Annotated in this window: 29 protein-coding genes; 18 read left to right on the plus strand and 11 right to left on the minus strand. The window is 68.8% G+C overall.

Translation table 11 applies throughout. The annotated features are described in order from the left end of the window. From DI624_RS12330 to DI624_RS12345, 4 genes are all read right to left on the minus strand, one after another. Positions 1 to 1,869 (minus strand): histidine kinase dimerization/phospho-acceptor domain-containing protein (locus DI624_RS12330; protein WP_291538931.1); only part of this gene is annotated, 1,869 nt, incomplete at its 3' end. A gap of 91 nt (positions 1,870 to 1,960) precedes the next feature. Continuing rightward, entirely contained in the window at positions 1,961 to 2,530 is a 570-nt protein-coding gene (locus DI624_RS12335; protein ID WP_291538934.1) for a hypothetical protein, read from the minus strand. Positions 2,531 to 2,604: 74 nt separating this feature from the next. Beyond that, a complete protein-coding gene (locus DI624_RS12340; protein ID WP_291538937.1) occupies positions 2,605 to 3,012 on the minus strand; it encodes a CBS domain-containing protein in 408 nt (135 codons plus the stop codon). Between the two features lie 61 nt (positions 3,013 to 3,073). Further along, entirely contained in the window at positions 3,074 to 4,918 is a 1,845-nt protein-coding gene (locus DI624_RS12345; RefSeq protein WP_291538940.1) for a von Willebrand factor type A domain-containing protein, read from the minus strand. Positions 4,919 to 5,082: 164 nt separating this feature from the next. On the opposite strand from DI624_RS12345, the gene DI624_RS12350 reads away from it, so the two are divergent. From DI624_RS12350 to DI624_RS12370, 5 genes are all read left to right on the plus strand, one after another. Then, complete coding sequence (locus DI624_RS12350; RefSeq protein WP_291538943.1) at positions 5,083 to 6,942, plus strand: monovalent cation:proton antiporter-2 (CPA2) family protein; 1,860 nt, start codon at positions 5,083 to 5,085, stop codon at positions 6,940 to 6,942. Between the two features lie 150 nt (positions 6,943 to 7,092). After that, positions 7,093 to 8,112 carry a S1/P1 Nuclease gene (locus tag DI624_RS12355; protein ID WP_291538945.1) on the plus strand — a complete coding sequence of 340 codons (1,020 nt, stop codon included), beginning with the start codon at positions 7,093 to 7,095 and terminating at the stop codon, positions 8,110 to 8,112. Between the two features lie 123 nt (positions 8,113 to 8,235). Further along, positions 8,236 to 9,015: an RNA methyltransferase gene (locus DI624_RS12360; RefSeq protein WP_291538948.1), complete on the plus strand. Its 780-nt coding sequence runs from the start codon at positions 8,236 to 8,238 to the stop codon at positions 9,013 to 9,015. A 148-nt stretch (positions 9,016 to 9,163) separates the two neighbouring features. Beyond that, positions 9,164 to 9,472 carry a GIY-YIG nuclease family protein gene (locus DI624_RS12365; RefSeq protein WP_291538951.1) on the plus strand — a complete coding sequence of 103 codons (309 nt, stop codon included), beginning with the start codon at positions 9,164 to 9,166 and terminating at the stop codon, positions 9,470 to 9,472. Continuing rightward, a complete protein-coding gene (locus DI624_RS12370) occupies positions 9,469 to 9,792 on the plus strand; it encodes a YnfA family protein (protein ID WP_291538954.1) in 324 nt (107 codons plus the stop codon). The genes DI624_RS12365 and DI624_RS12370 overlap by 4 nt, the downstream gene beginning before the upstream one ends. Positions 9,793 to 9,861: 69 nt before the next feature. Here DI624_RS12370 and DI624_RS12375 read toward each other — a convergent pair whose 3' ends face one another. After that, on the minus strand, positions 9,862 to 10,659 hold the full coding sequence (locus tag DI624_RS12375; RefSeq protein ID WP_291538957.1) for a hypothetical protein: 798 nt from the start codon (positions 10,657 to 10,659) through the stop codon (positions 9,862 to 9,864). 406 nt (positions 10,660 to 11,065) lie between these two features. Between DI624_RS12375 and DI624_RS12380 the strand changes: the two genes are divergently transcribed. Then, entirely contained in the window at positions 11,066 to 11,617 is a 552-nt protein-coding gene (locus DI624_RS12380) for an OmpA family protein (RefSeq protein ID WP_291538959.1), read from the plus strand. A 61-nt stretch (positions 11,618 to 11,678) separates the two neighbouring features. Here the strand turns inward: DI624_RS12380 and DI624_RS12385 are convergent, their stop codons facing one another. Both DI624_RS12385 and DI624_RS12390 read right to left on the minus strand, forming a co-directional pair. Beyond that, positions 11,679 to 12,380: an NAD-dependent deacylase gene (locus tag DI624_RS12385; protein WP_291538962.1), complete on the minus strand. Its 702-nt coding sequence runs from the start codon at positions 12,378 to 12,380 to the stop codon at positions 11,679 to 11,681. 31 nt (positions 12,381 to 12,411) lie between these two features. Further along, a complete protein-coding gene (locus DI624_RS12390) occupies positions 12,412 to 13,134 on the minus strand; it encodes a DUF6624 domain-containing protein (protein WP_291538964.1) in 723 nt (240 codons plus the stop codon). Positions 13,135 to 13,250: 116 nt separating this feature from the next. On the opposite strand from DI624_RS12390, the gene DI624_RS12395 reads away from it, so the two are divergent. From DI624_RS12395 to DI624_RS12430, 8 genes are all read left to right on the plus strand, one after another. Further along, positions 13,251 to 14,357 (plus strand): S-(hydroxymethyl)glutathione dehydrogenase/class III alcohol dehydrogenase, encoded by a 1,107-nt coding sequence (locus DI624_RS12395; RefSeq protein ID WP_291538965.1) that lies wholly within the window; start codon positions 13,251 to 13,253, stop codon positions 14,355 to 14,357. A 60-nt stretch (positions 14,358 to 14,417) separates the two neighbouring features. Continuing rightward, a complete protein-coding gene (locus DI624_RS12400) occupies positions 14,418 to 14,801 on the plus strand; it encodes a VOC family protein (RefSeq protein WP_291538967.1) in 384 nt (127 codons plus the stop codon). A 39-nt stretch (positions 14,802 to 14,840) separates the two neighbouring features. Then, positions 14,841 to 15,068, plus strand: a complete 228-nt coding sequence (locus DI624_RS12405; RefSeq protein WP_291538969.1) for a hypothetical protein — start codon at positions 14,841 to 14,843, stop codon at positions 15,066 to 15,068. After that, complete coding sequence (locus DI624_RS12410; RefSeq protein WP_291538970.1) at positions 15,065 to 15,478, plus strand: type II toxin-antitoxin system VapC family toxin; 414 nt, start codon at positions 15,065 to 15,067, stop codon at positions 15,476 to 15,478. The genes DI624_RS12405 and DI624_RS12410 overlap by 4 nt, the downstream gene beginning before the upstream one ends. After that, positions 15,475 to 16,314, plus strand: coding sequence for an S-formylglutathione hydrolase (gene fghA, locus DI624_RS12415; protein ID WP_291538973.1), 840 nt, complete (start codon positions 15,475 to 15,477; stop codon positions 16,312 to 16,314). Before DI624_RS12410 ends, fghA begins: the two co-directional genes overlap by 4 nt. A 27-nt stretch (positions 16,315 to 16,341) precedes the next feature. Next, a complete protein-coding gene (locus DI624_RS12420; protein WP_291538976.1) occupies positions 16,342 to 16,566 on the plus strand; it encodes a hypothetical protein in 225 nt (74 codons plus the stop codon). Between the two features lie 106 nt (positions 16,567 to 16,672). Continuing rightward, entirely contained in the window at positions 16,673 to 17,284 is a 612-nt protein-coding gene (locus DI624_RS12425; RefSeq protein ID WP_291538978.1) for a superoxide dismutase, read from the plus strand. 86 nt (positions 17,285 to 17,370) lie between these two features. Next, positions 17,371 to 18,315 carry an MBL fold metallo-hydrolase gene (locus tag DI624_RS12430; RefSeq protein WP_291538981.1) on the plus strand — a complete coding sequence of 315 codons (945 nt, stop codon included), beginning with the start codon at positions 17,371 to 17,373 and terminating at the stop codon, positions 18,313 to 18,315. A 3-nt stretch (positions 18,316 to 18,318) separates the two neighbouring features. On the opposite strand, the gene DI624_RS12435 is transcribed toward DI624_RS12430, so the two are convergent. Beyond that, positions 18,319 to 18,540 carry a hypothetical protein gene (locus DI624_RS12435; RefSeq protein WP_291538983.1) on the minus strand — a complete coding sequence of 74 codons (222 nt, stop codon included), beginning with the start codon at positions 18,538 to 18,540 and terminating at the stop codon, positions 18,319 to 18,321. A 255-nt stretch (positions 18,541 to 18,795) separates the two neighbouring features. Here DI624_RS12435 and rpsD point away from each other — a divergent pair, with 255 nt between their 5' ends. The 3 genes from rpsD (at position 18,796) to DI624_RS12450 (ending at position 22,385) form a co-directional block, all read left to right on the plus strand. Next, positions 18,796 to 19,413 (plus strand): 30S ribosomal protein S4, encoded by a 618-nt coding sequence (gene rpsD, locus DI624_RS12440; RefSeq protein ID WP_291538984.1) that lies wholly within the window; start codon positions 18,796 to 18,798, stop codon positions 19,411 to 19,413. 134 nt (positions 19,414 to 19,547) lie between these two features. Continuing rightward, on the plus strand, positions 19,548 to 19,928 hold the full coding sequence (locus DI624_RS12445) for a hypothetical protein (RefSeq protein ID WP_291538985.1): 381 nt from the start codon (positions 19,548 to 19,550) through the stop codon (positions 19,926 to 19,928). A gap of 93 nt (positions 19,929 to 20,021) precedes the next feature. After that, positions 20,022 to 22,385 carry an EAL domain-containing protein gene (locus tag DI624_RS12450; RefSeq protein WP_291538987.1) on the plus strand — a complete coding sequence of 788 codons (2,364 nt, stop codon included), beginning with the start codon at positions 20,022 to 20,024 and terminating at the stop codon, positions 22,383 to 22,385. Between the two features lie 4 nt (positions 22,386 to 22,389). On the opposite strand, the gene DI624_RS12455 is transcribed toward DI624_RS12450, so the two are convergent. After that, positions 22,390 to 23,505, minus strand: a complete 1,116-nt coding sequence (locus DI624_RS12455) for an NADH:flavin oxidoreductase/NADH oxidase (RefSeq protein ID WP_291538990.1) — start codon at positions 23,503 to 23,505, stop codon at positions 22,390 to 22,392. A gap of 269 nt (positions 23,506 to 23,774) precedes the next feature. On the opposite strand from DI624_RS12455, the gene DI624_RS12460 reads away from it, so the two are divergent. After that, complete coding sequence (locus DI624_RS12460; RefSeq protein ID WP_291538992.1) at positions 23,775 to 24,158, plus strand: hypothetical protein; 384 nt, start codon at positions 23,775 to 23,777, stop codon at positions 24,156 to 24,158. Here DI624_RS12460 and DI624_RS12465 read toward each other — a convergent pair. After that, entirely contained in the window at positions 24,142 to 24,582 is a 441-nt protein-coding gene (locus DI624_RS12465) for a thioesterase family protein (RefSeq protein WP_291538995.1), read from the minus strand. The two genes, DI624_RS12460 and DI624_RS12465, sit on opposite strands and share 17 nt — an antisense overlap. Next, positions 24,582 to 24,947, minus strand: coding sequence for a Grx4 family monothiol glutaredoxin (grxD, locus tag DI624_RS12470; RefSeq protein WP_291538998.1), 366 nt, complete (start codon positions 24,945 to 24,947; stop codon positions 24,582 to 24,584). The genes DI624_RS12465 and grxD overlap by 1 nt, the downstream gene beginning before the upstream one ends. Positions 24,948 to 25,008 lie beyond the last annotated feature (61 nt).

Raw genomic sequence — 25,008 nt, forward strand, 5'->3', positions numbered from 1 at the left:
GTGCAGGGTCATCTTGCCGGCCTCGATCTTGGCCATGTCCAGGATGTCGTTGATCAGGCTGAGCAGATGCTGGCCCGACTTCAGGATGTCGGCGGCGTAGCCCTTGTACTTCTCGTTCAGCGGCCCGAACAGCTCGCTGGCCATGATCTCCGAAAAGCCGTTGATGGCGTTCAGCGGCGTGCGCAGTTCGTGGCTCATATTGGCCAGGAATTCGGACTTGGCCTGGTTGGCGGCCTCGGCCCGGGTCATGGCGACCTCGTATTTGCGGGCCAGAAGCGACAGCTTCTCCTGGCTGGATTCCAGCTGGTCGACCGTGGCGCGCAGGTCGTCGGCGGCGCGGCGGCGCTCGGCCTCCTGGCGCTTGATGGCGGTGATGTCGGCGGCGGTGACGACCGAACCCCCCTCGGAGGTGAACCGTTCGGACAGCTGCAGCCAGCGCCCGTCGTGCAGTTCGACCTCGCGCAGGCCCGCCCGTCCTCCGGCCGCCGGATGCTCCGCCTTGATCGCCAGGCCGGCGATGCGGTTCAACTCGTCCTTCATCGCCCCGCGCCGCACCACCCCGTGGTCGAAACCGAAGGCGTCCTCGAACGCCTGGTTCCACAGGATCAGCCGCCCCTGGCGGTCGAACAGGACGAAGGCCTCGGAAATGCTCTCCACCCCGTCGCGCAGCCGGCTCTCGGCGGCCTGGGCGGCGGCGCGGGCGCGCCGGGCCTCGGTGATGTCCAGCGCCACGCCCAGAATGGCGGTGAAGCCGGCGTCGCCGCGCGGCCCCCGCGCCTGGCCCCGCGCGTCGATCCAGCGCGTGCGCCCGTTCGCGCCCGGCACGGGGAAGGTGATCTCGAAGGCGCCATAGGTCGCCGCCTGGCGCAGGGCGTGGCGAAAATCCTCGTGGAAGCGGGGATGGACGCGGGCGATCACCTCGTCGGCCGTGGCGACCCCGCCGCGCTGGAAGCCCAACAGGGTGGCCATATAGTCGGACAGGGAGACTTCGTTCCTGGCCAGGTCCCATTCCCACACCCCGCACCGCGCGGCCTCCACGGCGATGCGGAACCGCTTTTCGGTGGCCACGCGCTCGCGGTGCTGGCGGTTGCGCCGCAGGGTGTGGAAGGCGAACAGGCCCACCACCCCCAGGCCCAGCAGCAGGGGCGCGCCGATCAGCCAGGCGTCGTCCGTCAGGGCCGCGGGCGCATCGTTCGACACCGCCACGACATAGGGACCGTCCGCCCCCGCCCGGGCCGCCGCCGCCAGCCGGTCCCGGCCCGCGATCGACAGGGGCGCGGGCGTGCTCAGGCTTTCCAGCAGGGCGGCGTCCGCGCCGATCAGGGCGCGGATCGGCTGGCCGATCTCGGCGGCGCGCGGAGAGGCCAGGACGACGCCGGCGGGCGAGACGATCCGCATCCCCTGGGCGTCGCCCAGCGGCGGGTCGATGCGCGCCTCCAGACGGCCGGCGGGCGTCGTCGTCGATCCGGCCGTCATGGCGCCGTCGCCGACGCTGGCCGCGACGGCCTCGCCGGGCCCGACCAGGGCGAAGCCGACCTGCGGCGCGGCGCGGCGCGCGGCCTCGACCGCCTCGGCGGGGGTGCGGCCCGCGGCCAGGGCGCCGGCGCCCGCAGCCAGGCCGGCGTCGGCCACCTGGAGCAGGCCCTGGGTCCGGCTGGCCGCAAGCTGGGCGCTCAGCGCCAGGTTCTCGGCCGCCAGCCGCCCCGCCTCGCGCGTCGGTCGGGTGATTTCCCGAGACGCCAGAAGCACATAGCCCGTCGATAGCAGGGCCAGCGCCAGGACGGCGATGCGCAGCCAGGCCGGCGCGCCCGGGGCGCGGTCCGAGGCGCGTCGCCCCGGCCCCTGTTCCCGCCGCTCCGCGTCGCGCACGCTCGCCCCTCCCGGCCAATCCGCTGAGAAGGGGAATCTAGGCTGCGTCGCGGATTCGTGTCGACCCTTCGCGGGCCGTTTTCGCCGGATTTCAGGCCGGAACGGCGGGGGCGGGCAGGCGTTCGGGCGCGGGTTCCAGCACCCGGTTCACCCCTTGCAGGACATCGCGGGCCTGGCGCGCCAAGGCCAGGACGGGGGGCGGGGCGTCCTCGGGGTTTTCCGCCACCAGGTCCGCCAGGGCCTGGGCGACCTGCATCAGCTTCGGCGCGGCGGCGATCAGCCTGGCCTGGCGCTCGATCCGCCAAGGGTCGCGGTCGTATTCCGCCCCCGGCACGCGCCAGCCGCCCCAGTCCGCCCGGTCCGTCACCACCACCGGATAGCTGCCCGGCTGGGGATGATGCAGGCAATCCTCGGGCTGCTGCCACTTGTTGCGCGCCCGCAGCACGCGCCAGTCGCCCAGGGCCTGGTCCGTCGTCGGATCGTCGGCGGCCAGCCTCAATTCGGCGGCCGTGAATTCGCGCCCCAGGCCGACGTCATAGGTGACGCGCACGGGCTCGTCGAACCCCTTGGCCCAGACCGGCTGGACCTGTTCGACGAAGGCCCAGGCGCCGACGCATTCGACCCAGACCTTCTGACCCTTCTGGAACTGCGCGCGCGCCATGACCGTCTCCGACTGAACGGACAGGATGAACGACGATCCTTGACGCCCGGTGTCGGGGCGCGGTTACGCAGAGCTTAACGCGAGATGCTTTCCAGCGTCTCGCCGGCGTACTTCTCCTTCACCCGCGTCGACAGGTCGCCCAGCGACACCACGCCGACCACGCGGCCGTGCTTGTCCACGACCGGCGCGCGGCGGATCTGCTTGGATCCCATCAGGTCCAGCACCACCTTCAGATCGTCGGTGTCCAGCACCGTCTGGGCGTCGCGGGTGATGAACTCCACCACCGTCGCGCTGGGGGCGGCGCCGGTCGCCAGGGCGCGCACGACGATGTCGCGGTCGGTGATCGTGCCGATCAGCTGGTCGCCGTCCGCCACGGGCACGAAGCCGAAGCCGCCCCTGGCCATGCGGCCGGCGACGTCCTGGATCGTGTCGCCGGGACGGGCCAGGTGAACGTCCTTGGTCATCACGTCGCGAATCTTCATGGCGGGTTTCCTTTGAGGTGAAGGTCGCGCTGAAAACCCGCCGCGAGCGTGGCGGTTCCGGTCAGGGCGTCCCGGGCGACGGCAGGCTCGCGGCCGCCCGCACCAGCTGGACGAACTCGGCCCGGTCGCCATAGGGGTCTTCGCCCCTGGCCCCTTGCGCCTGATCGACGATCCGGTCCCAGCCGTAGTCGGCGGCCATCCAGGGATCGCCCCGCAGCTTCTGGCCGAAGGCGGCGACCGCGATGGCCCAGCGCGTGGCCTCGGGCGGCTGGGCGCCGACGGGGGAGGCGGCGCGGTTGGCCAGGGGTTGCTGGATCAGTTCGGACCGGCTCTGGCCCGGTCGTTTGTAGCGCACCTGGATGAAGCCGATCTCGCCGTTCGGATCGCCGCCGCCCACCCCGATGCGGTTGTCGGGATAACGCCTTTCGGGGATCTGCGTCGGGCCGCCGACGGGGGCGATTTCGTACAGGGCCGTGACGCTGGCGCCCGATCCGACCTCGCCGGCGTCCACCCGGTCGTTGGTGAAATCCTCTTCGTTCAGCAACCGGGTCTCGTAGCCGATCAGCCGCCATTCGGCGACGCGGGCGGGGTTGAACTCGACCTGGATCTTGACGTCGTCGGCGATGGGGAAGGCGCCCTTGTCGAACGCCGGGCCGAACAGGCGGCGCGCGTCCCTCAGGTCCCCGACATAGGCCGCGACCCCATTGCCCGCCTGGGCGATGGTCTGCATCCGCGCGTCCTGATAATTGCCGCGCCCGAAGCCATAGACCGACAGATAGATTCCCGTGCCGCGCTTGTCGGCGACATAGTCCTCCAGCCGTTTGTCGTCGGTCACGCCCACGTTGAAGTCGCCGTCGGTGAACATCAGGATGCGGTTGACCTTGTCGCGGGCGAAGCTGGCCTGGGCCTGGTCATAGGCGTTGGTCATGCCGGCCGCCCCCGCCGTGCCGCCCGAGGCGCGCAGGCTGGCCACGGCGCAGCGCATCTTCAGCTTCTGGCCCCCCGGCGTGGGCGCCAGGGTCGTGCCTGCGCCCTCGGCGTAATAGGTGACGGCCAGGGTGTCCTGGGGCCGCAGCCGGTCGATGGCCAGGTTCATCGCCTTCTTGGCCAGGTCCAGCTTGTCGGCCGACCGCATCGAGCCGGAGACATCGACCAGGAAGGTCAGGTTCAGCGGCCGTCGCCGATCCGCCGGCAACTCGTAGCCCTGAAGCCCGATGTGCACGATCTGACGCCCTTCAGCCCAAGGCGACGCGGCGACCGCGGTTGTGATCGCGAATGGGCGGGTCTGGCTGGTCGGCCGGGCGTAGTCGTAGTCGAAGGCGTTGATCAGCTCCTCGACCCGCACCGCGTCCCTGGGCGGCGCGCGGCCCTCGTCGATGAAGCGCCGCACATTGGAATAGGAGGCCGTGTCCACGTCGATGGAGAAGGTCGAGATCGGCTGATCGCTGGTCCGCTTCACCGGATTGGGCGTCGCGTCGGGATAGCGTTCGGTATCGACGGGCGCGGGCGCCAGCGTGATGGCTGAAACCCGAGAGCCGGTGACGACCACGTTCCCCGCCATCGCAGCGCGCGGCGGCGCTGGCGGGGCCGGAGGCGGCGGGGGCGGGGGAGGCGGCGGCGCAGGCGGTGTCGGCGGGCCCGGTATGGCGACGGGCGGGCCGTTGTACTCGACACGGTCTTCTTTGCGGCCCGGCGCTATGGCGACAGGGGGCGGCGCGACGCGGGCGGGCCTAAGCACCGGCGGCGTGGCGGCCGGCGCCAATTCGAACCCCAGCGGGCGGCAGGCGGCGGGCGTCGCCTCGCCGTCCATCGGCTGGGCCAGAGCGCCCGTCGGAAGGGCGGCGGGCGGGGCGGCGAGCGAGACGCCGAGCAGCGACAGGGCGGCGATCCTGGGCAGGCGCGACATGGCATCCTCCGGTTGCTTGTTCGACAACAGTGATCTGTGGTCCTGGGGCGAAACTGTGGCGCCGAGGACGCCAGGCGTCGCCGGATCCGTCGCCGTGTCTTTGGCGTCCCTCGCAATCGCGCCGCGCGCGCCCCACAATAGGAAATCAAGCTTGAGGGGACGCGATGGCCGAGGCGACGGCGGGACTGGATCTGGGCGCGGCGGCGGCCCTGCTGGCGGCGGGCGTCATCGCCGTGCCGGTGTTCAAGCGCGTCGGACTGGGGTCGGTGCTGGGCTATCTGGCGGCGGGGCTGGCCATCGGCCCGTTCGGGCTGAAACTGTTTCGGGAGCCCGAGACCATCCTGCACGTCGCCGAGTTCGGCGTGGTCATCTTCCTGTTCATCATCGGGCTGGAGATGCGGCCAAAGCGGCTGTGGGGCCTGCGAAAGGAAATCTTCGGCCTGGGCGCGGCCCAGGTGCTGTTCTGCGGCCTGATCCTGACCCTGACGGCCATGCTGGCGGGCTTTTCCGCGCCCGTGGCCTTCGTCGGCGCCATGGGCTTCGTCCTGTCCTCCACCGCCGTCATCATGCAGATGCTGGAGGAGCGCGGCGAGATCGCGGGCGGGCCGGGCCAACGCGCCGTCTCGATCCTGCTCTTGGAAGACCTGGCCATCGTGCCGCTCCTGGCCATTGTCGCCGTCCTGGCCTCTGTGACGGGACAGGCGACCGAACATGCGCCGCCGCTATGGCGGACCATCGGCTTCGCCGTCGCGGCGGTCGGCGGGGTGCTGCTGGCGGGCCGCTATGCGGTCAATCCGATCTTCCGCCTGTTGGCGCGTTATGGCGGACGCGAGGTGATGACGGCGGCGGCCCTGCTGGTCGTGGTCGGCGCCGCCTGGGCCATGTCGCTTGGCGGCCTGTCGATGGCCATGGGCGCCTTCCTGGCGGGGGTCCTCTTGTCGGAATCGACCTTCCGCCACCAGCTCGAGGCCGATGTCGAGCCGTTCCGCGCCATCCTTCTGGGCCTGTTCTTCCTGTCGGTGGGCATGTCGCTGGACCTGTCGGTGGTCGTCGCCGACTGGCGTCTGGTGATCGGCGGCGTCGTGGCCTTCATGCTGGTCAAGGGTGTGGGCATCTATGCGGTGGCGCGCCTGTTCAAGGCCTCGCGCCACGAGGCGGTCGAGCGCGCGGGCCTGTTCGCGCAAGGGGGCGAGTTCGCCTTCGTCCTGTACGGCGCGGCCGTCGCGGCGGGCCTGTTCGACGCGCGCATCGGGGCGATGATGTCGGCGGTGGTCATCCTGTCGATGGCGCTGACGCCGCTGACCTCGCTGCTGATCGCGCGCCTCCTGCCCAAGCCCGTCGTGTCCGCCGAGGATGCGGACGGCGTCGATTTCGCCAAGGACCTACGCGGGCAGGTGCTGATCATCGGCTTCGGCCGCTTCGCCCAGGTGGTGTCCCAGCCGTTGCTGGCCCGCGACGTGGACGTGTCGATCATCGAGAACGACGTGGAGATGATCCAGGCCGCCTCCCAGTTCGGGTTCAAGGTCTATTACGGCGACGGCACGCGGCTGGACACGCTGAGGGCCTCCGGCGCCGAGCAGGCCGAGATCGTCCTGGTCTGCGTCGACAAGCCCGAGGCCGCCGACCGCATCGTCGAACTGGTCAAGTCCGAGTTTCCGACCACCCGCATCATGGCCCGCGCCTTCGACCGGGGCCATTCGATCCGGCTGATCCAGGCGGGGGTCGACTACCAGATCCGCGAGACCTTCGAATCCGCCCTGAAGTTCGGCGAGCGCGCCCTGATCGAACTGGGCCTGGACGAGCACGAGGCGGCCGAGACCATCGGCGATGTGCGCCGCCGCGACGACGCCCGCCTGGATCTGCAACTGACCGGCGGCGCCACCGCCGGCCGCCAGCTGATGCGCGGCAATCTGCCCACGCCCCAGCCCGCCCCCTACATCAAGCCCCGCCGCGAAGGCCGCCTGCTGAACGAGGACGAGGCCGGCCCGCCGGCACCGGTCGAGCGCGAGTCGGTTGGAGACTGAGAGGACGCAAAGGTGAACAGCGGTGGTGAGCGAGAGGTGAGCGTTCGCACGAATGTCGATCCCTCGGCTCGCCCCTTGCTCGCCAGCACTGTTCACCTACTCCCGATCATGCTCTTAGGGCGCACCGTCTCACTCTCCGAGGTCGCCGCCATGAAACGTCTCGCCATCGCCGCCCTGGCCGCGCTCGCCGTCGCCGCGCCCGCCGTCACCGTCACGGCCTGGGGCAACACCGGCCACCGCCTGATCGGGGTGGCGGCGATGCGGGCCCTGCCCGACGACCTGCCCGGCTTCCTGCGCACCCCCGACGCCGTCGCCGACGTCGGCGAACTGGCGCGCGAGCCGGATCGCTGGAAGGGCGCCGGCCAGCCCCACGACCGCGAACGCGACACCGCCCACTTCATCGACCTGGACGACCAGGGCCGCGTCTACGACCAGCGCGGCATGAGCATCGACGACCTGCCGCGCCTGAAATCGGAATACGACGCCGCTCTGACCAAGGCCGGGCTGGACGTCGACGACGCCGGCTACCTGCCCTACGCCATGATCGACGGCTGGCAGCAGCTGGCCCGCGACTTCGCCTATTGGCGCGTGCTGAACGCCGCCGAGAAGCGCGAGACCAATATGGAGCGCCAGGCCTGGTACCGCGCCGACCGGCTTCGCCGCGAGGCCCTGATCCTGCGCGACATCGGCGTGATGGGCCACTATGTCGGCGACGGATCGCAGCCGCACCACGCCAGCATCCACTACAACGGCTGGGGCGACTTCCCGAACCCGGAAGGCTTCACCAACTCGCGCCAGACCCACGCCCTGTTCGAGGGCGAGTTCACCGGCCGCGTCGCCCGTCTGGACGCCGTCGAGGCCGCCATGCCTGCCGCCCAGCTGGACGGCTTCGATCCCAAGGCGCGCACCGTCGCCTATCTGAAGACGACGCTGGGCGCGGTGATCCCCTTCTATCGGTTGGAAAAGGCCGGGGGGTTCCGTGACAGCGACCCGCGCGGCGCGGCCTTCGTCAACGAACGGCTGGCGGCGGGCGCGGCCGAACTGCGCGACTTCATCGTCACCGCCTGGACCGCCTCGGCCAGCGCCTCCATCGGCTGGCCCGCCGTCAAGGTCGCCGAGGTCGAGGCCGGAACCGCCGACCCCTGGATCGCCATGGTGGGCGAGGACTGATTTCGGCTTTGGTGAGCGGTGGGGGTGAATAGTGCTAGTGAGCGAGGGGTGAGCGGGTCGTGCGCGTATCGACGCCTCGGCTCACCCCTTGCTCACTAGCACGCCTCGCCTATAGCAGCGCCGATGCCCGACCTGATCCCCCCCGCCGTCATCCTCGACAAGTCGCAGATGGCCGAGAACATCGGCGCCGTGGCGCGGGTGATGGCCAACTTCGGCCTGTCGGACCTGCGCCTGGTCAGCCCCCGCGACGGCTGGCCCCAGGAGCGGGCCTGGGCCACCGCATCCGGCGCCGACTGGGTGCTGGACGGGGTGCGGGTGTTCTCGACCGTGGCCGAGGCCATCGCCGACCTGAACACCGTCTTCGCCACCACCGCCCGCCCGCGCGAGACGCGCCAGCCCGTCCGCACCCCGCGCGAAGCCGGTCGCGTCCTCTATGACGACACCGCCTCGGGCCTGAAGACCGGCCTCTTGTTCGGCGGCGAACGGGCCGGGCTGGAGACGACCGACATCGCCCTGTGCGCCGGCATCGTCACCATTCCGATCGACCCTAAACACCACTCGCTGAACCTGGCCCAGGCGGTGGCGATCAACGCCTATGAATGGCGCACCCTGATCCTGGACGCCCCGCCGCCGCGCTTTCGCGAAGCCGAGCCGCCCGCGTCGAACGCGCTGCTGATCGGGATGTACGAACACCTGGAGCAGGAGCTGGAGAACGGCGGCTTCTTCTTCCCGCCCGAGAAGAAGCGGTCGATGAGCCAGAACCTGCGCGTCATGCTGGGCCGCGCCGCCTTTTCGGAGCAGGAGGTCGCCACCCTGCGCGGCGCCATCCACGCCCTGTCGCGCGGCCGCGGCCGGGTGCTGGCCAGGATGGCGGCCGAACGGGCGGCGAAAAAAACAGATTGATCGTCCTTCCGGGGCTTCGCGCAGCGAAGAACCCGGAACCCAGGACTGCATCATCGAACGTGGGGCCGCCCTGGGCTCCGGGTTCCGCTGCGCGGCCCCGGAGTGACGTCTATTGTGCAGCTTCGGTCCGCATGCTCATGTTCTGTACATGAAAGCGGACGCCGTCATCGCAGTGTATATCATGGCGAACTTTCGCAACGGCACGATCTATACTGGCGTCACCAGCGATCTGATGCAGCGGACATGGCGGCATCGCACTGGCGCCACGCCGGGGTTCGCTTCAGAGCATGGTTGCAAGACCCTGGTTTGGTACGAGCAGCATGAAACCATGATCGAGGCGATCGTGCGTGAAAAGGCGCTGAAGAAGTGGCGACGGTCCTGGAAGCTGGCGCTGATCGAAGCCGCAAATCCGCAATGGCTCGATCTGGCCGCCGACTGGTATGGCGTCCGCCCATGAAGCCTATGCTGATCTACCCCCTGGCCGCCCTGGCCGAGATCGGCGGCTGTTTCGCCTTCTGGGCTTGGCTGAAGCTGGATCGCTCGCCGCTGTGGCTGGCGCCGGGCGTCCTGTGCCTGATCGCCTTCGCCTGGCTGCTGACCCTGGTCCCCAGCGCGGCGGCGGGCCGGGCCTTCGCGGCCTATGGCGGGGTCTATATCTGCGCCTCCCTGGTCTGGATGGCCCTGATCGAGAAGACGGCGCCGGATCGGTGGGATGTGCTGGGCGGTCTGGTCTGTATCGTCGGCGCGGGGATCATCCTGCTCGGGCCGAGGGCCTGAGGCGGAGGGTGAGCGAGAGGTGCGAGTGAGCAAGGCGTGAGCGGTTCGTACGAACGGCAAGGCGTCGGCTCATCCCGCCCCCAGCAGGTCCGACCATTTCCAACTGCCCTTGCCCAGGGCCAGTTGCGCCCCGCCGGATCGGTCCTCCAGCTTCAGCACCGCCAGGCCGGTCATGCGCTGGGCCTTGCATTCGGCCGGGGCGAAGGCGACCTCCAGGGCGATGGCCTGGCGCACCCCGGCCAGGCCCTTGCCCGACTGATTGCGGCTCTGCAGCCAGTCGCCGTTCCAGACCAGGATCGCGCGGCCCGAGGCGTTCATCGCCTGGGCGGCCTCGATCACGGCGCGGCGCACCGCCTGGTCGTCGCGCACCGCGTCCTGGACCCAGCGGACCATGTCGCAGGAGCCGCCGCCCGAACCGGGGCCCGCGCCGATCCCGCCCGATCCGCCGCCCCCGCCAGGACCGCTCCCGCCGCCCGGCCCGGCGCCGACCGTCACGGCTCCGGCGATCTCGGCCGGTCCCAGCAGGGGCAGGGCCGGGCCGGGCGGAGCGGGGGCTACGCGCAGCGGCTCGACCTCGGGCTGGCGTTTGGACAGGGTCGGTCGCGGCCGCGCCGCCGCCGCCGCGGGCGGACGACGCTGGGGTGCGGGAGCAGGCGTCGCCGCGGAGACGGCGGCGGCCGGCGCGTCCGGCTCGGGCGACGGGTCGGGAGCGATGATCCTGGCCGGGGGAGGCGGCGGGGGCGGCGGCGGCGCGACCAGCTCCACCCTGACGATAAGCGGGGAGAGGTCGTCCGGGGCCGGCGTCACGCGCGCGGTCATCAGCAGCGCCAGCCCCAGATGCGCCGCCAGGATCGGGGTCGCCGCCAAGGCCCATCGCCGTGCGCGCGGCGCCCTCAATCGCCGATCCGTGATGAGGGGCGCCTGCCCGTTCGCATGGTCATGGCGACGAAACGCCTGTAAAAAATCACGACGGGTCGTTGAAAACATCCAGGCGCGTCAGGAAAGAGGCGTCGCGTAAATACAACCGCACGGCGTTTCAGATTTCGCTGAGATCAGACAGGCCGCCCTCCGGCCGTGCCGTCGGCGGACCAACGCCGCATCTCGCCCGGCGGTTCCAAGACCTGACGAAAATCCGCGGATTCGGCGATGTCCCCTATGGTCAAGCTGACATCTTCCCGCCCAACACGCGCCATTACTCCGCCTTTCAGCCTACGCCATTTTCATCCGGCGCATGAAACTGGGCGTGGCGCCCCCGGCTAGAAGGAGACAGAACTTGAGCAGATCGAAACTCAGGACGGCGGTCGTCGGCGGCGCCCTCATCGCCCTCGGCCTGGCGGCCAGCGGCTGCGCCAGCCATCGTTTCGTGCGCGATCAGGTCCAAGTCGTCGACAACCGCGTGACCGGCGTCGAAGGCACGGCGGCTCAGGCTCTGCAGCGGGCCAACGACGCCCACAAGCTGGCCGAGGGCAAGTTCCTCTATCAGGTCGTGCTGTCCGACGATTCCGTGAAATTCCCCACGGACGCGGCGGCCCTGTCGCCCGAGGCCGAGCAACGCCTGGCCCAGTTCGCCCAGCGCCTGCGAAGCGAGAACCGCAACGTCTATCTGGAAATCCAGGGCTATACCGACTCGACCGGCACGCCCCAGCACAACGACGAGCTGGGCCAGCAGCGGGCCGAGGCCGTGCGTCGCTTCCTGAACCGCCAGGGCGTCGCCCTGAACCGGATGGCGACCATCTCCTATGGCCAGGAACAGCCGGTGGCCTCGAACGACACGCCCGAAGGCCGTTCGCAGAACCGCCGCGTGACCATCGTCGTCCTGGCCTAAGCCGCCTCGACCTTGAACACCGGAACGGCGGCCGCCCTCGCAGCGGCCGCCGTTTTCGTGACTACAGCGTGTCGAAGAAGGCCGGCACGGCCTGCGTCGCCGGCCCGTAAACGCCTTCGTCGAACAGGCGCGCGCCCGACGTCGGCTGCAGATTGATCTCCACCGTCCGCGCCCCCGAATGGCGCGCCGCCTGGACGAACCCCGCCGCCGGATAGACCGCGCCCGACGTGCCGATCGACACGAACAGATCGCAGGCCGCCAGAGCCCTCTCGATCCGCTCCATCTGCAGCGGCGTCTCCCCGAACCAGACGATGTGCGGCCGCATGACGCCGTCTGGATGGTGGGGCGACGGCTGATCCGCCGTCATGTCGCCCGCCCAGTCCGTCACCACGCCCGATCGGGTGCAGCGCGCCTTCAGCAGCTCGCCGTGCATGTGGATCAGTTCGAAGCCGGCGGCCGGCGGCGTCTGCGCATGCGCCCGGTCGTGCAGATCGTCGACGTTCTGCGTCACCAGCAGGAAACCGCCCGCCCACCGCGCCGCCAGCTCGGCCAGAGCCCGGTGCGCGGCGTTGGGCCGGACCTGGGCCAGCTGCCGCCGCCGCTGATTGTAGAAGTCCTGAACCAGGGCCGGATCGGCCGCATAGCCCTCCGGCGTCGCCACATCCTCGACGCGGCGCCCGCACCAAAGCCCGTCCGACGCCCGAAACGTCGGCACGCCGCTCTCGGCCGATATGCCGGCGCCGGTCAGGACGACGAGGTTCATGGCGCGATTATCTGCCTGACCTGTCTGGCGTTCAGCAAGCGCCGAAGTTCGCCAGATAGGCGTTATAGTCTGGCCAACGGAATCCCATGGGTGCGCGACGCAGTTCGAGCGTCTCAGGGTCTTCAGTGAGCGCTGGGATCATACGCCCTTCGACGCATTGCATCTGCGTGCCGTAGCGTTGCGGACGGTTCTCTGCGACGGCGATGCGGTCATACATCATCGCATACTGCCACTTCGGCGCCTCGCCCCGGTCCGCCATCGCCTCCAATGCGGGCAGAAACCTTTTCTGCAATGCGGTGTCGGCGTGCTGGATAACGAGGAAGGCGCCTGTCGCCGCCTCTTGGCCGTAGATGGCGGTGGAGAACCAGCCTTCGGCCGGAACCAGTGACAGAACGGTGGCGACGGTCTCCTCACTGACAGCATCGAGCCGCGCTTCGGCCTCAGCATGGGCGGCGCGTCGATCCGCCTCCGAAAGGGCGGAGAGATCGACGCTGTGCATCGCCTTCAGGGGCTCCTGATCGAGGGCCAGCACCAACTCCAGCTGTTCGCGAGGCGTGGAATTGTCGGGCACGGCCGCCTGCCTGGCGCGTGCGTTCGCAATGGCCTCGGTCAAGGGACGAAGCGCCGCCTCGGCGGCGGCGGAAAGATCGGCCAAACTCAAGGCGGCCACGAGGAACCCAGCCAGCATGGTAAAGTCTCTTCTTTGCCGGGCCAGACTATTGTCGCGGGTGCAGGATTCAAGTCTGTCGTGCATCGCGACCCTGCCGATCCTGACGCTGTGACTCCAAAAAATCGTCGTGGTCTCCAGCGCGGGCTGGCTTTCCCGGCGCCGCTCATGACAAACAGGCGCAAAGACAAGGAGCCCCCGCCATGAAAACCCGCGCCGCCGTCGCCTTCGAGGCCAAGAAGCCGCTGGAGATCGTCGAGGTCGATCTGGACGGGCCGCGCGCCGGCGAGGTGCTGATCGAGATCAAGGCCACCGGCGTCTGCCACACCGACGCCTATACGCTGGACGGCCTGGACAGCGAGGGCCTCTTCCCCTCGATCCTGGGGCACGAGGGCGCGGGCGTGGTGGTCGAGGTCGGGCCGGGCGTCACCTCGGTCGCGGTCGGCGATCACGTCATCCCGCTGTACACGCCGGAATGCCGCCAATGTAAGTCGTGCCTGTCGCGCAAGACCAATCTGTGCACCGCCATTCGCGGCACCCAGGGCAAGGGCGTCATGCCTGACGGCACCAGCCGCTTCAGCTACAAGGGTCAGGCCATCGCCCACTATATGGGCTGCTCCACCTTCTCGAACTTCACCGTCCTGCCCGAGATCGCGGTGGCCAAGATCAGGAAGGACGCGCCGTTCGACAAGGCCTGCTACGTCGGCTGCGGCGTGACCACGGGCGTCGGCGCCGTGGTCAACACGGCCAAGGTGGAGCCGGGCGCCAACTGCGTCGTCTTCGGCCTGGGCGGCATCGGCCTGAACGTCATCCAGGGGCTGAAGATGGTCGGCGCCGACATGATCGTCGGCGTGGACATCAATCCCGACAAGGAAGAATGGGGCCGCCGCTTTGGCATGACGCATTTCGTCAACCCCAAGGACGTGTCGGACGTGGTGGCCCATCTGGTCGAGATGACCGGCGGCGGCGCGGACTACACCTTCGACTGCACCGGCAACACCGTCGTCATGCGCCAGGCGCTGGAGGCCTGCCATAGGGGCTGGGGGGAAAGCGTCGTCATCGGCGTCGCCGAATCCGGCAAGGAGATCGCCACCCGCCCGTTCCAGCTGGTCACGGGCCGGGTCTGGCGCGGCTCGGCCTTCGGCGGCGCGCGCGGCCGCACCGACACGCCCCGGATCGTCGACTGGTACATGGACGGCAAGATCGAGATCGATCCGATGATCACCCACACCTTCGGCCTGGAAGACATCAACCAGGCCTTCGACCTGATGCACGCGGGCGAAAGCATCCGTTCGGTTGTAGTGTTCTAACGGTTCGTTGCCAAAGAAAACTGACATGGCTATCGTGTCCGCCTCACAAGGAGGATGGCCATGTTCACCCACGTCGTCGTCGGCGCCAACGATATCGAGGCGTCGCGCAAATTCTATGATGCGGCCCTGGGTGCGCTGGGCGTGGAGCCTGCTTCGGGACCTGATCCTCTAGGGCGATATTGGTGGCGCACCCGCCTGGGCGCCTTCGCCGTCGGCGCGCCCATCGACGGCGAACCCGCCTGCCACGCCAACGGCGGCACAATCGGCTTTCACGCCAAGACGCCCGAAATGGTCCAGGCCTTCCACGACGCCGGCGTCGCCGCCGGCGGCCGCGCCATCGAAGACCCGCCGGGCGAGCGCCAGGGTCCGTTCGGCCCCATGATCCTGGCCTATCTGCGCGACCCCTCGGGCAACAAGATCTGCGCCATGCATCGGGCGGGGTAGCCTCTTGGTGCGATGATAGCGCTGTGCTATCATTTCCTCATGGCTCAGGTTCTCGTACGTGATCTCGACGACCGCATCGTCGCCCGTCTCAAGGTGATGGCGAAGGCGCAGAACATTTCCCTGGAGCAGAAGTTCAGGGACATGGCGGCGCGCGAGGTCCAACTCGCCGAGGAGCGGTTCGAGCGGGCGGCCGCACGTATCCGCGAGAGTACGCGCGGCGTGGTCTTGGATACGACGGCGATGATCCGCGAAGATCGGGATCGATGACCATCGCCGTCTTTGACGCCAGCGTTGCGGTCAAGTGGCTGGTCGCGGACGATGATCTGGCTCCGCCGGCCTTGGCCGCACGCGAACGTTATGAGGCGTCTGCGCCTCGTCTGATCCAGACCGAGGTGGCCAATGCCCTGTGGAAATATGTGCGGCTTGGGGCTGTGCCGCTGGACGCCGCTGTGGAGGGCGTGGCCGTCCTCGAAGATGTGATGGACCTCGTCCCCGATGAACGCTTGCTTGAGCGGGCGCAAAGGCTTTCGGGTCGAATCGACCACCCTGTTTACGACTGCCTCTATCTTGTCTTGGCGCGTGACGGCGATGCGCCCTTGGTGACGGCTGATCGACGCCTGGCCGAAAAGAGCCGCGAAATTGGCGTCGAGACCCTTCTGATCGGCAAGAATACATGACCCTTCAAACCACCAAGACCCACGTCGTCCACGGCGGGACGCTGCGCTATATGAAGCACGACAGCGCCGTGACCGGCACGCCCATGACGCTGTCGGTGTTCACGCCGCCCGGAGAGGGGCCGTTTCCCGTGCTGATCTGGCTGTCGGGCCTGACCTGCACCGAGGACAATTTCACCACCAAGGCCGGCGCCTACCGGGCCGCCGCCGAGCATGGCCTCGTCGTCGTGGCGCCCGACACCTCGCCGCGCGGAGAAGGCGTCGCCGACGATCCCGCCTATGATCTCGGCCAGGGCGCCGGCTTCTATGTCGATGCGACGGAACAGCCCTGGGCGCCGCATTTCCGCATGGAATCCTATGTCGCGGACGAGTTGATCGCCCTGATCGACAGGGCGTTCCCGACCACTGGCGCTCGCGCCGTCTCGGGCCATTCGATGGGCGGACACGGCGCCCTGACCCTGGCGCTGCGTCACCCCGATCTGTTCAAGTCCGTCTCCGCCTTCGCCCCGATCGGTTCGCCGACCCGCTGTCCGTGGGGCGAAAAGGCGTTCGCCGCCTATCTTGGCCCGGACCGGGCCGCATGGGCCGAACACGACGCCGCGCTGCTGCTGGCTTCGGGCGCCGCGCGCGGCGTGTATGACGACATTCTGGTGGACCAGGGCGACGCCGACAGTTTCCTGGCCGACCAGTTGAAGCCTGAACTGCTGCAGGCCGCCGCCGACGCCGCGGGCCAGACGATCACCCTGCGGATGCAGCCCGGCTACGACCACTCCTATTTCTTCATGGCCAGCTTCATCGCCGACCACATCGCCTTTCACGCCAGCCGGTTGAAGACCTGAGCCGTCGGCGGTGCTAAGGGCGGCCCCATGACCACGGCCGATCCCTACGAACCCCTGTTTTCCGCCCTGTGCCGCGAGGTGGGCTTCTGCCTGCACGAAAAGGGCCGCAAGCGCGTGATCGCCGCCTTGCCGGGGGGCTTGGACGCCGCCGTGCGCGCGGTGTTCGCGGCCGAGGGCGTGGACGAGCCCAATGCGCCGGGCGATCTGAAGCGGGCGGTGCGCGACTGTCTGAAGGCGAACTTGCCAGCTTGACCGTTCCAGGCCGATAAGTCGGAACGAATCCGGGCGCCGGCGCTTGGGTTTGCCGAAGGGGCGCCTATCTCCGTCCCATCAGAATCTGTCGCGAGAGGAACCTCCCATGGCCTTCACCCTGCCGCCCCTGCCGTATGCCTACGACGCCCTGGAACCGGCCATCGACAAGGAGACGATGACCTTCCACCACGACAAGCATCACCAGACCTATGTCGACAATCTGAACAAGGCCATCGACGCCGACCCCTCGCTGCAGGGCAAGTCGCTTGAAGACCTCTTCGCCGACATCTCCAAGGCGCCCAAGGCCGTGCGCAACAACGGCGGCGGCCACTGGAACCACAGCCTGTTCTGGGAGCTGCTGGCCCCCGCCGACCAGGCCGGCGAGCCCTCGGCCGAACTGCTGGCCGCCATCGACAGCGACCTGGGCGGGCTGGACAAGTTCAAGGCCGACTTCGACGCCGCCGGCGCCGGTCAGTTCGGCTCGGGCTGGGCCTGGCTGATTCTTCAGGACGGCAAGCTGAAGGTCACTTCGACCCCGAACCAGGACAATCCGCTGATGGACGTGGCCGACGAGAAGGGCGCCGTCCTCCTGGCCGCCGACGTCTGGGAGCACGCCTATTATCTGAAGTACCAGAACCGCCGGGTCGATTACCTGAAGGCCTTCTGGTCGGTGGTGAACTGGAACAAGGTCAACGAACTCTACGCCGCCGCCAAATAAGGCCCGGTCGAGATCGAGAGACACCACGCCCGCCGGAACCTCCGGCGGGCGTTTTCGATTCCACTGCTGCAAACGGAGACGATCAGATGCGGATGACGATGACCGGCGCGGCCCTGGCCGGCCTGGCGCTTGCGGCCTGCCAGCCGGCGGAACAGCGGAAATCGGGCGAACCGGCCCCGCCCAACCCGACGCAGACGGTCGCCGCCCCGGCCGAGAAGCCGGTCTATCGCTTCAAGATCGGCGCCCTGGACGCCATCGCCCTGTTCGACGGACAGAACCCCGTGCCGAACGACAACAAGGTGTTCGGCGTCGGCCTGACGCCCCAGGCGGTCGCGGCCCCCCTGACCGCCGCCGGCCAGCCCGCCGATCCGATCATGCTGGAGATCCATCCGCTGCTGGTTCGCAACGGCGACCGGACGATGCTGTTCGACACCGGCCTGGGCGGGGGCGAGGGCCAGCTGATGCAGAGCCTCCGGGCCGCCGGGGTCGATCCGGCCGCCGTCACCGACGTGCTGATCTCGCACGGCCATCCCGATCATATCGGCGGCCTGGTCGCCAACGGGCGCCTGGCCTTCCCCAACGCCGCCATTCGGATGTCCCAGGCCGAGTGGGCCTCCATCCGCGCCAAGCCCGAAATGGCCGATCTGGTGCGGATCGCGACGCCCAAGGTCCAGGCCTTCCAGCCGGGCGGAGAGGTCGCGCCAGGCGTGACGGCCCAGGACACCGCCGGCCACACGCCGGGCCATGTCGCCTATCTGATCGCGGACGGCCAGAACCAACTGCTCTACACCGGCGACCTGATGCACCACTGGATCCTGTCGGTTGAACATCCCGACTGGCGCGTCGGCTATGACGACGATCAGGCGGCCGGCGAGAAGGCGCGGCTGGACGAGGTGACGGCGTTGCGCAACTCGGGAGCCCACATCTACGCCTACCACTTCCCCTTCCCGGGCCTGGGCAAGATTCAGACGCGCGAGGGCCGGGCCATGTTCATCTCGGAAGCCCAATCCACGCGGTCCGCCGCGAACTAGGGATCAGACGCGCAGGTCCACGCCGGGCGGCAGGCGATCCTGCATCCGTTCGGCGTGGCGCCGACGAACGCTGCGACGCTGGCGCAGCATTTCGTGGATGCCGTCGGCCAGCTCCAGCAGCTGGCCGTCGGTCAGCGGTTCGACCAGATCGACCAGCCGGCGCTTCAGCGTCTCGAAGCCCTGGTCGGACAGGCCGGTCTGAAAGCTTTTGTCTTCGCGATGCATTCCACTCCTCCTTGTCCAGATGCAGGGGTTGGTTGGGTCGATTGAAAGAAGGACGCGGCGCGGCCTTCGTTCCATCCCATCGTGCTTAACGGGCCGCGCGCCTTGACTCCGGCGTCGCGTCTGGCCATAAGCGCCGCCTTCCACGCCTGACGGTCCGCCGGACGGGCGCGGCATGACGGAAGATGCGTGGACCGCCGTTGAGATCGCATTCCCAATCCAGGGGATGCCGGGCCGCATCGTCGAAAAGAGAACAGAATGTCTAAGCGCCACAGCGCCAAGTACAAGATCGACCGGGCCATGGGTGAAAACCTGTGGGGCCGCGCCAAGTCGCCGGTCAACAAGCGTTCTTACGGTCCCGGCCAGCACGGCCAGCGCCGCAAGTCCAAGGTTTCGGACTTCGGTCTGCAACTGAAGGCCAAGCAGAAGCTGAAGGGCTACTACGGCAACATCACCGAGAAGCAGTTCGCCAAGACCTATGACGAGGCCGCCCGCCGCAAGGGCAACACCTCGGAAAACCTGATCGGCCTGTTGGAATCGCGTCTGGACGCCATCGTCTACCGCGCCAAGTTCGTGCCCACCGTCTGGGCCGCCCGCCAGTTCGTCAGCCACGGCCACGTGCTGGTCAACGGCAAAAAGGTCGACATCGCCTCCTATCGCGTGAAGCCGGACGACGTCGTCACCGTGAAGGAAAAGTCGCGCAACATGGCCCTGGTGCTGGAAGCCCAGCAGTCGTCGGAACGCGACGTGCCGGACTACCTGGAACTGTCGGATCGCTCGTTCTCGGTTCGCTACGTCCGCGTGCCGGAACTGTCGGACGTGCCGTACGCCGTGAAGATGGAACCGAACCTGGTCGTCGAATACTACGCTTCGTAATCCGGCTTCTTGAAAGCCGGTTGGAAGGGCCCTGGACATGTCCGGGGCCCTTTCGTCTTTCACCCTGTTCCCTTCGCCGGCGAACAGGGGCACTCTCGGTCCGACAGGGCTTGGAGATCTGGGGAGGTCGTCGGTTGAACGGCTCCATCGTCGAACGTTTCGCCATCGTCGCCCTGGCTTGCGCCGCGGCCCTGTCCGGCTGCGCCACGTCCGAGCCGACCGTCTCCACGCGCGGCATGCCGGGCCAGCTGGAATCGATCCACGCCGCGACCTTCACCAACAACGAGGCCATCTTCTGGGTCTCATCGAACGGCTGCACCAAGAAGGACGACCTGATCCCCATCGTCAGTCTTCAGAACGGCCAGGCGGTCATCACCCTGCGCCGCATCGACGAGGACAAATGCCGCCAGGACCTGGAGCAGGGCGTGGAGCTGAAGTGGTCGTTCCAGGAACTGGGCCTGACGCCCGGCGCGCCGGTCAGCGTCAACAACCCCTACCAACTGCCGCGATCCTGAGCGCCTAGGGTTTCGTTAAGCCTGTTAGGGCGCGTCTGGTTAAAGTTCGTCAGCTATCCGACCAGGCTGTTTCCTTCCGGTTTTGTGGCCTTCATGCGTTTCTTCACCTGCCTGACCGACGACCATAACCTCTGGCTGGTCGGGCTCGCCGCCGTCCTCTGCCTTATCGGCTCCATCATCACCTTCAGGCTGTTTCGCCGCCTTGGCGCGGCCGAAAAGGGTACGCGCCTGGCTTGGTCCTTCATGGGCGCCGTGGCCACGGGGGCGACGATCTGGTGCACCCATTTCGTGGCCATGATCGCCTATCAGCCGGGAACGGATATCAGCTACGAACCCCTGCTGACGGGCCTCTCCCTGGGCGTCGCCATGGCCGGCAGCGGCCTGGCCCTGTGGGCCGCTTCGCGGGCCATGCGGTGGTCCGCCGAACTGGGCGGCGTCCTGTTCGGCCTGACGGTGGTGGCGATGCACTATACCGGCATGGCCGGATTCGCGACCGATGCGGTCATCCATTGGTCGCCGGCCTATGTCGCGGCCTCCATCGTCGGCGCCGTCGTCTTCGGCGGCCTGGCCTTCAACCGGGCCCGTCGCTCCGGCAAGGCTGCGCCGGTCGTCCTGATGGTTCTGGGCATCGTGGCGCTGCATTTCACCGGCATGGCCGCCATGACGGTGATCCCCCTGGGGGGCGCGGCCGATCACGTCGGCGCCGACAGCGCCAATGTCGTCCTGGCCTTCGCGGTCGCCGCCGTCGGCCTGATGATGCTGGGCACCGGCGTCGCCACCTATGTCCTGGACATGCAGTTCCGCATCCAGGCCAAGGCCCGTCTGGAGCATCTGCTGGAAAGCAGCGTCGACGGCATGGTGGTCGAACAAGGTGGGGTTATCCTGGCCGCCAACGCGGCCTTCGCCGATCTGGTCGGGGTCGAGCACGGCGCACTGGTGGGCGAACCCCTGGCCCGCTGGATGACGGACGCCGCCCATCTTCACGTCGGCTCCCTGCTGCAATCGCGGCTGACCGGCCTTGGGGGGCTGGAGATTCCGGTCGAGATCGCCGCCCGCCGCGACGGCGGCGGCGTGGTCCAGACCGATCTGATGATCTACGCCGTGCGCGACCTGCGCACCCGTTTGGCCCAGGAACGCCGCATCGCCCATCTGGCGCGCAACGACAGCCTGACGGGCCTGCCCAATCGGTCGTCCTTCCTGGAATGGCTGACGCGCCAGACCGCCGCTCCGCTGGGCGAAGCCAAGGTCGCCTTGCTGGCGATGGACCTGGATCGGTTCAAGGAGGTCAACGACGTTCACGGCCACGCCGCCGGCGACCAGTTGCTGATCCATATCGCCGAGCGGATGCGCGCCGTTCTGAGGCCTGGCGAGTTCGTGGCCCGGCTGGGCGGGGACGAATTCGTCGCCGTCGTCACGGTGGACGAACGCGAGGGCGCCCTTGGCCTGGTGGATCGTCTGCGGTCCGCCGTCACGGCCCCGGTCACGCTGGAGCATGCCGAGGTTTCGTGCGGCCTCAGCGTCGGGGTCGCCGTCTGGCCCGACGACGCCGACAATGTCTCGGCCCTGATCAACGATGCGGATCTGGCCATGTACCGGGCCAAGAGTTCGCTGGCCACAGACGTCTGCTTCTACGAGGAGGAGATGGACGAGGCGGTGCGCAACCGCCGTCGCATGGCCCAGCAGATGCGCGAGGCCCTGGAGCAGGGTCAGTTCAGCCTGAACTGGCAGATCCAGGCGGCCGTCGATACCGGCGTCATCACCGGCTACGAGGTTCTGCTGCGCTGGATCCAGCCGGACGGGACCTTCATCTCGCCGGCCGACTTCATTCCCCTGGCCGAGGAGAACGGCCTGATTCTGCCGATCGGGGAGTGGGTTCTGCGCACCGCCTGCGCCGAGGCCGCCGGCTGGGCCGAGCCGTACAAGATCGCGGTCAATCTGTCGCCGGTTCAACTGGGCCACGTCGACCTGCCGCGCCTGGTGCATCAGGTCCTGGTCGAGACCGGCCTGCCGCCCTCGCGGCTGGAGCTGGAGATCACCGAGACGGCCATGATCACCGACATGGATCGCACGACCCATGTGCTGCGTCAGCTGAAGCTGCTGGGCGTCTCCATCGCGATGGACGACTTCGGCACCGGCTATTCCTCGCTGTCGACCCTGCGGGCCTTTCCGTTCGATAAGATCAAGTTGGACCGATCCTTCATGTCCGAGCTGGACGGGGGGCCGGAATCCGCCGCCATCATCCGCGCCGTCCTGGCCCTGGGCGAAAGCCTGCACATCCCGGTCCTGGCCGAGGGGGTGGAGACGCTGGACCAACTCAGTTTCCTGCGCGATCAGGGCTGCGACGAAGTCCAGGGCTATTTGCTGGGCCGCCCTCAGAGGACGGCGGACGCCGAAATCCAGCCCGCCGCCCGCATCCTGTGGGACGCCGACCCGGCGAAGCTCGCGGCCGCCGCCTGACGGATCAAGCGCGGCGCTGGGCGCCGCGACCGTATCCCGGCCAGGTCGACTTGCCGGCGCGTGCGTATTGGGGCGGCAGATCTTCGGCCTCGCCCAGGGCCGCGGCGGCGTGGTGCGCCCAGTGCGGGTCGTCCAGCGCCGCCCGGGCGATGGCGACCAGGTCGGCCTGGCCCGACGCCACGATGTCCTCGGCCTGCCGGGGGTCGAAGATCATGCCCACGGCCATCACGGTCGCGTCTGGAACCGCCGCCTTCACGGCCGCGGCGAAGGCCAGCTGATACCCCGGCTGGTCGCCCGGAATCTCGGCGCGCGCGACATTGCCGCCCGACGTCAGGTGCAGATAGTCGTAGCCGATCTGGTGCAGCGCCTGGCCGAAGGCCGTCACCTCCTCCAGCGCCACCCCGCCCTCGACCCAGTCCGAGCCGTTGAACCGCGCGCCGAGCGCCTTCTCCCGCGGCCAGGCGTCGCGCAGGGCCTTGGCGACCCGCAGCGGAAACCGCGCCCGGTTCTCGGCCGTGCCGCCATAGGCGTCGGTCCGCCGGTTCGAGAGCGGCGACAGGAACTCGCTCAGCAGATAGCCGTGGGCGGCATGCAGCTCCACCAGGTCGAAGCCGGCCCGGTCGGCGCGCCGCGCCGCGTCCTCGAACGCGCGCGCCACCCGGTCCATGTCGGCTTCGGTCATCTCGGTCGGCGTGTGCCAGTCGGCCTTGAACGGCAGGGCCGACGGGGCGAAAGTCTCCCAGGCGCCTTCGTCGGCGCCCAGCGCTCGCCCGCCCTTCCATGGCGCGCTGGTCGAAGCCTTGCGTCCCGCATGACCCAGCTGAACGCCGATCGGCGTGTCGCTATAGGTGCGGATGTCGCGGATGATCGCGGCGAAGGCGGCTTCCTGGGCGTCGTTCCACAGGCCGGTGTCGTCGGGCGTGATCCGGCCCGCCGCCTCGACCCCCGTCGCCTCCACGATCACGGCGGCCGCGCCCGAGATGGCCAGGCGGCCCAGATGCTGGATGTGCCAGGGTCGGGGAACGCCCTCGACGGCCGAATACTGGCACATGGGGGCGATCACCACCCGGTTCTTCAGCGTCAGCGGCCCCACGGTCAGGGGGGAGAACAACAGGCTCATGGCAGGCGTCCGGCGTGGGGGAAGGAGCCCATCACCTATGGCTGGAACAAAGGGGTTCAACCCCGGCCTTTCCGATTGTTCATCCAGCTTGCCGATTATTCACGTGTGCCGGGCCGGGCGGCTTGGCACAAAGGGTCAAGCTTTCAATGGGGAACACCAATGCTTCGTCTTGCTCTCGCCATCGCCATCGCCGCGCCCCTGCTGTCGGGCTGCATCATCGTCTCGACCGAGAAGCCGACCACGCGCGTCGTCACCGCCCCGGCGGGCCAATGATGCGCGGCCTGGTCAAGGGATTGGCGGCGGCGGCCCTGGCCGCGCCTCTGCTGTCCGCCTGCGTCATCTACGACAGCGAGGCGGGCGAGAACGTTTCGGTCGCCGTCACCCGCAACGACGCCCCGCCGGCCGAGGCCATCCGCGAGGCCCGCTTCGCCGACGGCGCCCTGGTGGTGCGCGTCGATTCCAACGGCTGCACCCAGGCCTCGGACTTCGAGGTGGCGGTGGCGGACAACACCCCCGCCGAGATCACCCTGCGCCGCACCAAGGCGGACCTGTGCAAGGCCCTGGTCCCCGACGGGGTGGAGCTGCGCTGGACCTACGGCGACCTGGGGCTGGAGCCGGGCGCGCCCGCCCGCATCCTCAATCCGCTGAAATAGGCGCCTCGAACACGCCCAGCATCTCGGGCGGAATGCGCTGGGGCCTCAGGGTCCCGGCGTCGACCAGCACCCATTCGGTGACGCCCTGGGCGCAGACGCGGCCCTCGGCGTCCTCGATGCGGACATAGCGGTTGAAGCGCGGCCCCTGCGGCTCCCCGACCCAGGTCCGGGCGACGACGCCTTGAGCCCCCGGCGCGATGCCGCGCAGATAGTCGATCTCGTGCCGGGTCGCGACCCAGGACCATTTCGCCCGCGCCGCCGCGTCGAACCGCGCATTCCAGTGGGCCGTGCCGGCGTCCTGCAGCCAGCCGACGTAGACGACGTTGTTGACGTGGCCGTTGGCGTCGATGTGCTCGGGCCGCACCTCCAGCGGCAGGACGAAGACCTCGCGGTCCTCGCGCGGGGTCAGGGTCTTGCGCGCCATCAGGCCTCGCCCGCACTCCCGCCGTCGAGCGGCACGCCCTTTTCGGCCATCAGGGCCTGAAGCTCGCCGGCCTGGAACATCTCGCGGATGATGTCCGAGCCGCCGACGAATTCGCCCTTCACATAGAGCTGGGGAATGGTGGGCCAGTCGGTGAAACGCTTGATGCCTTCGCGCAGGGCCTCGTCCTGCAACACGTCCACGCCGACGAAGGGCGCGCCGACATGGTCCAGGATCTGCACCGCCAGGGACGAGAAGCCGCAGCGCGGCTGGTCGGGCGTGCCCTTCATGAACAGCACCACGTCGTGCTGGGCGACGGTGTCGCCGATGAAGGCGTGGACGGGATCGGCTTGAGCGGTGTCGGTCACGGGAAGGGCCTTTCGTGAAGCCCGTCAGCTAGGGAGCGCGAGGCGCGCGGTCAAGGCGTGC

The sequence above is a fragment of the Brevundimonas sp. genome (assembly GCF_003248455.1).
GTDB lineage: Bacteria > Pseudomonadota > Alphaproteobacteria > Caulobacterales > Caulobacteraceae > Brevundimonas.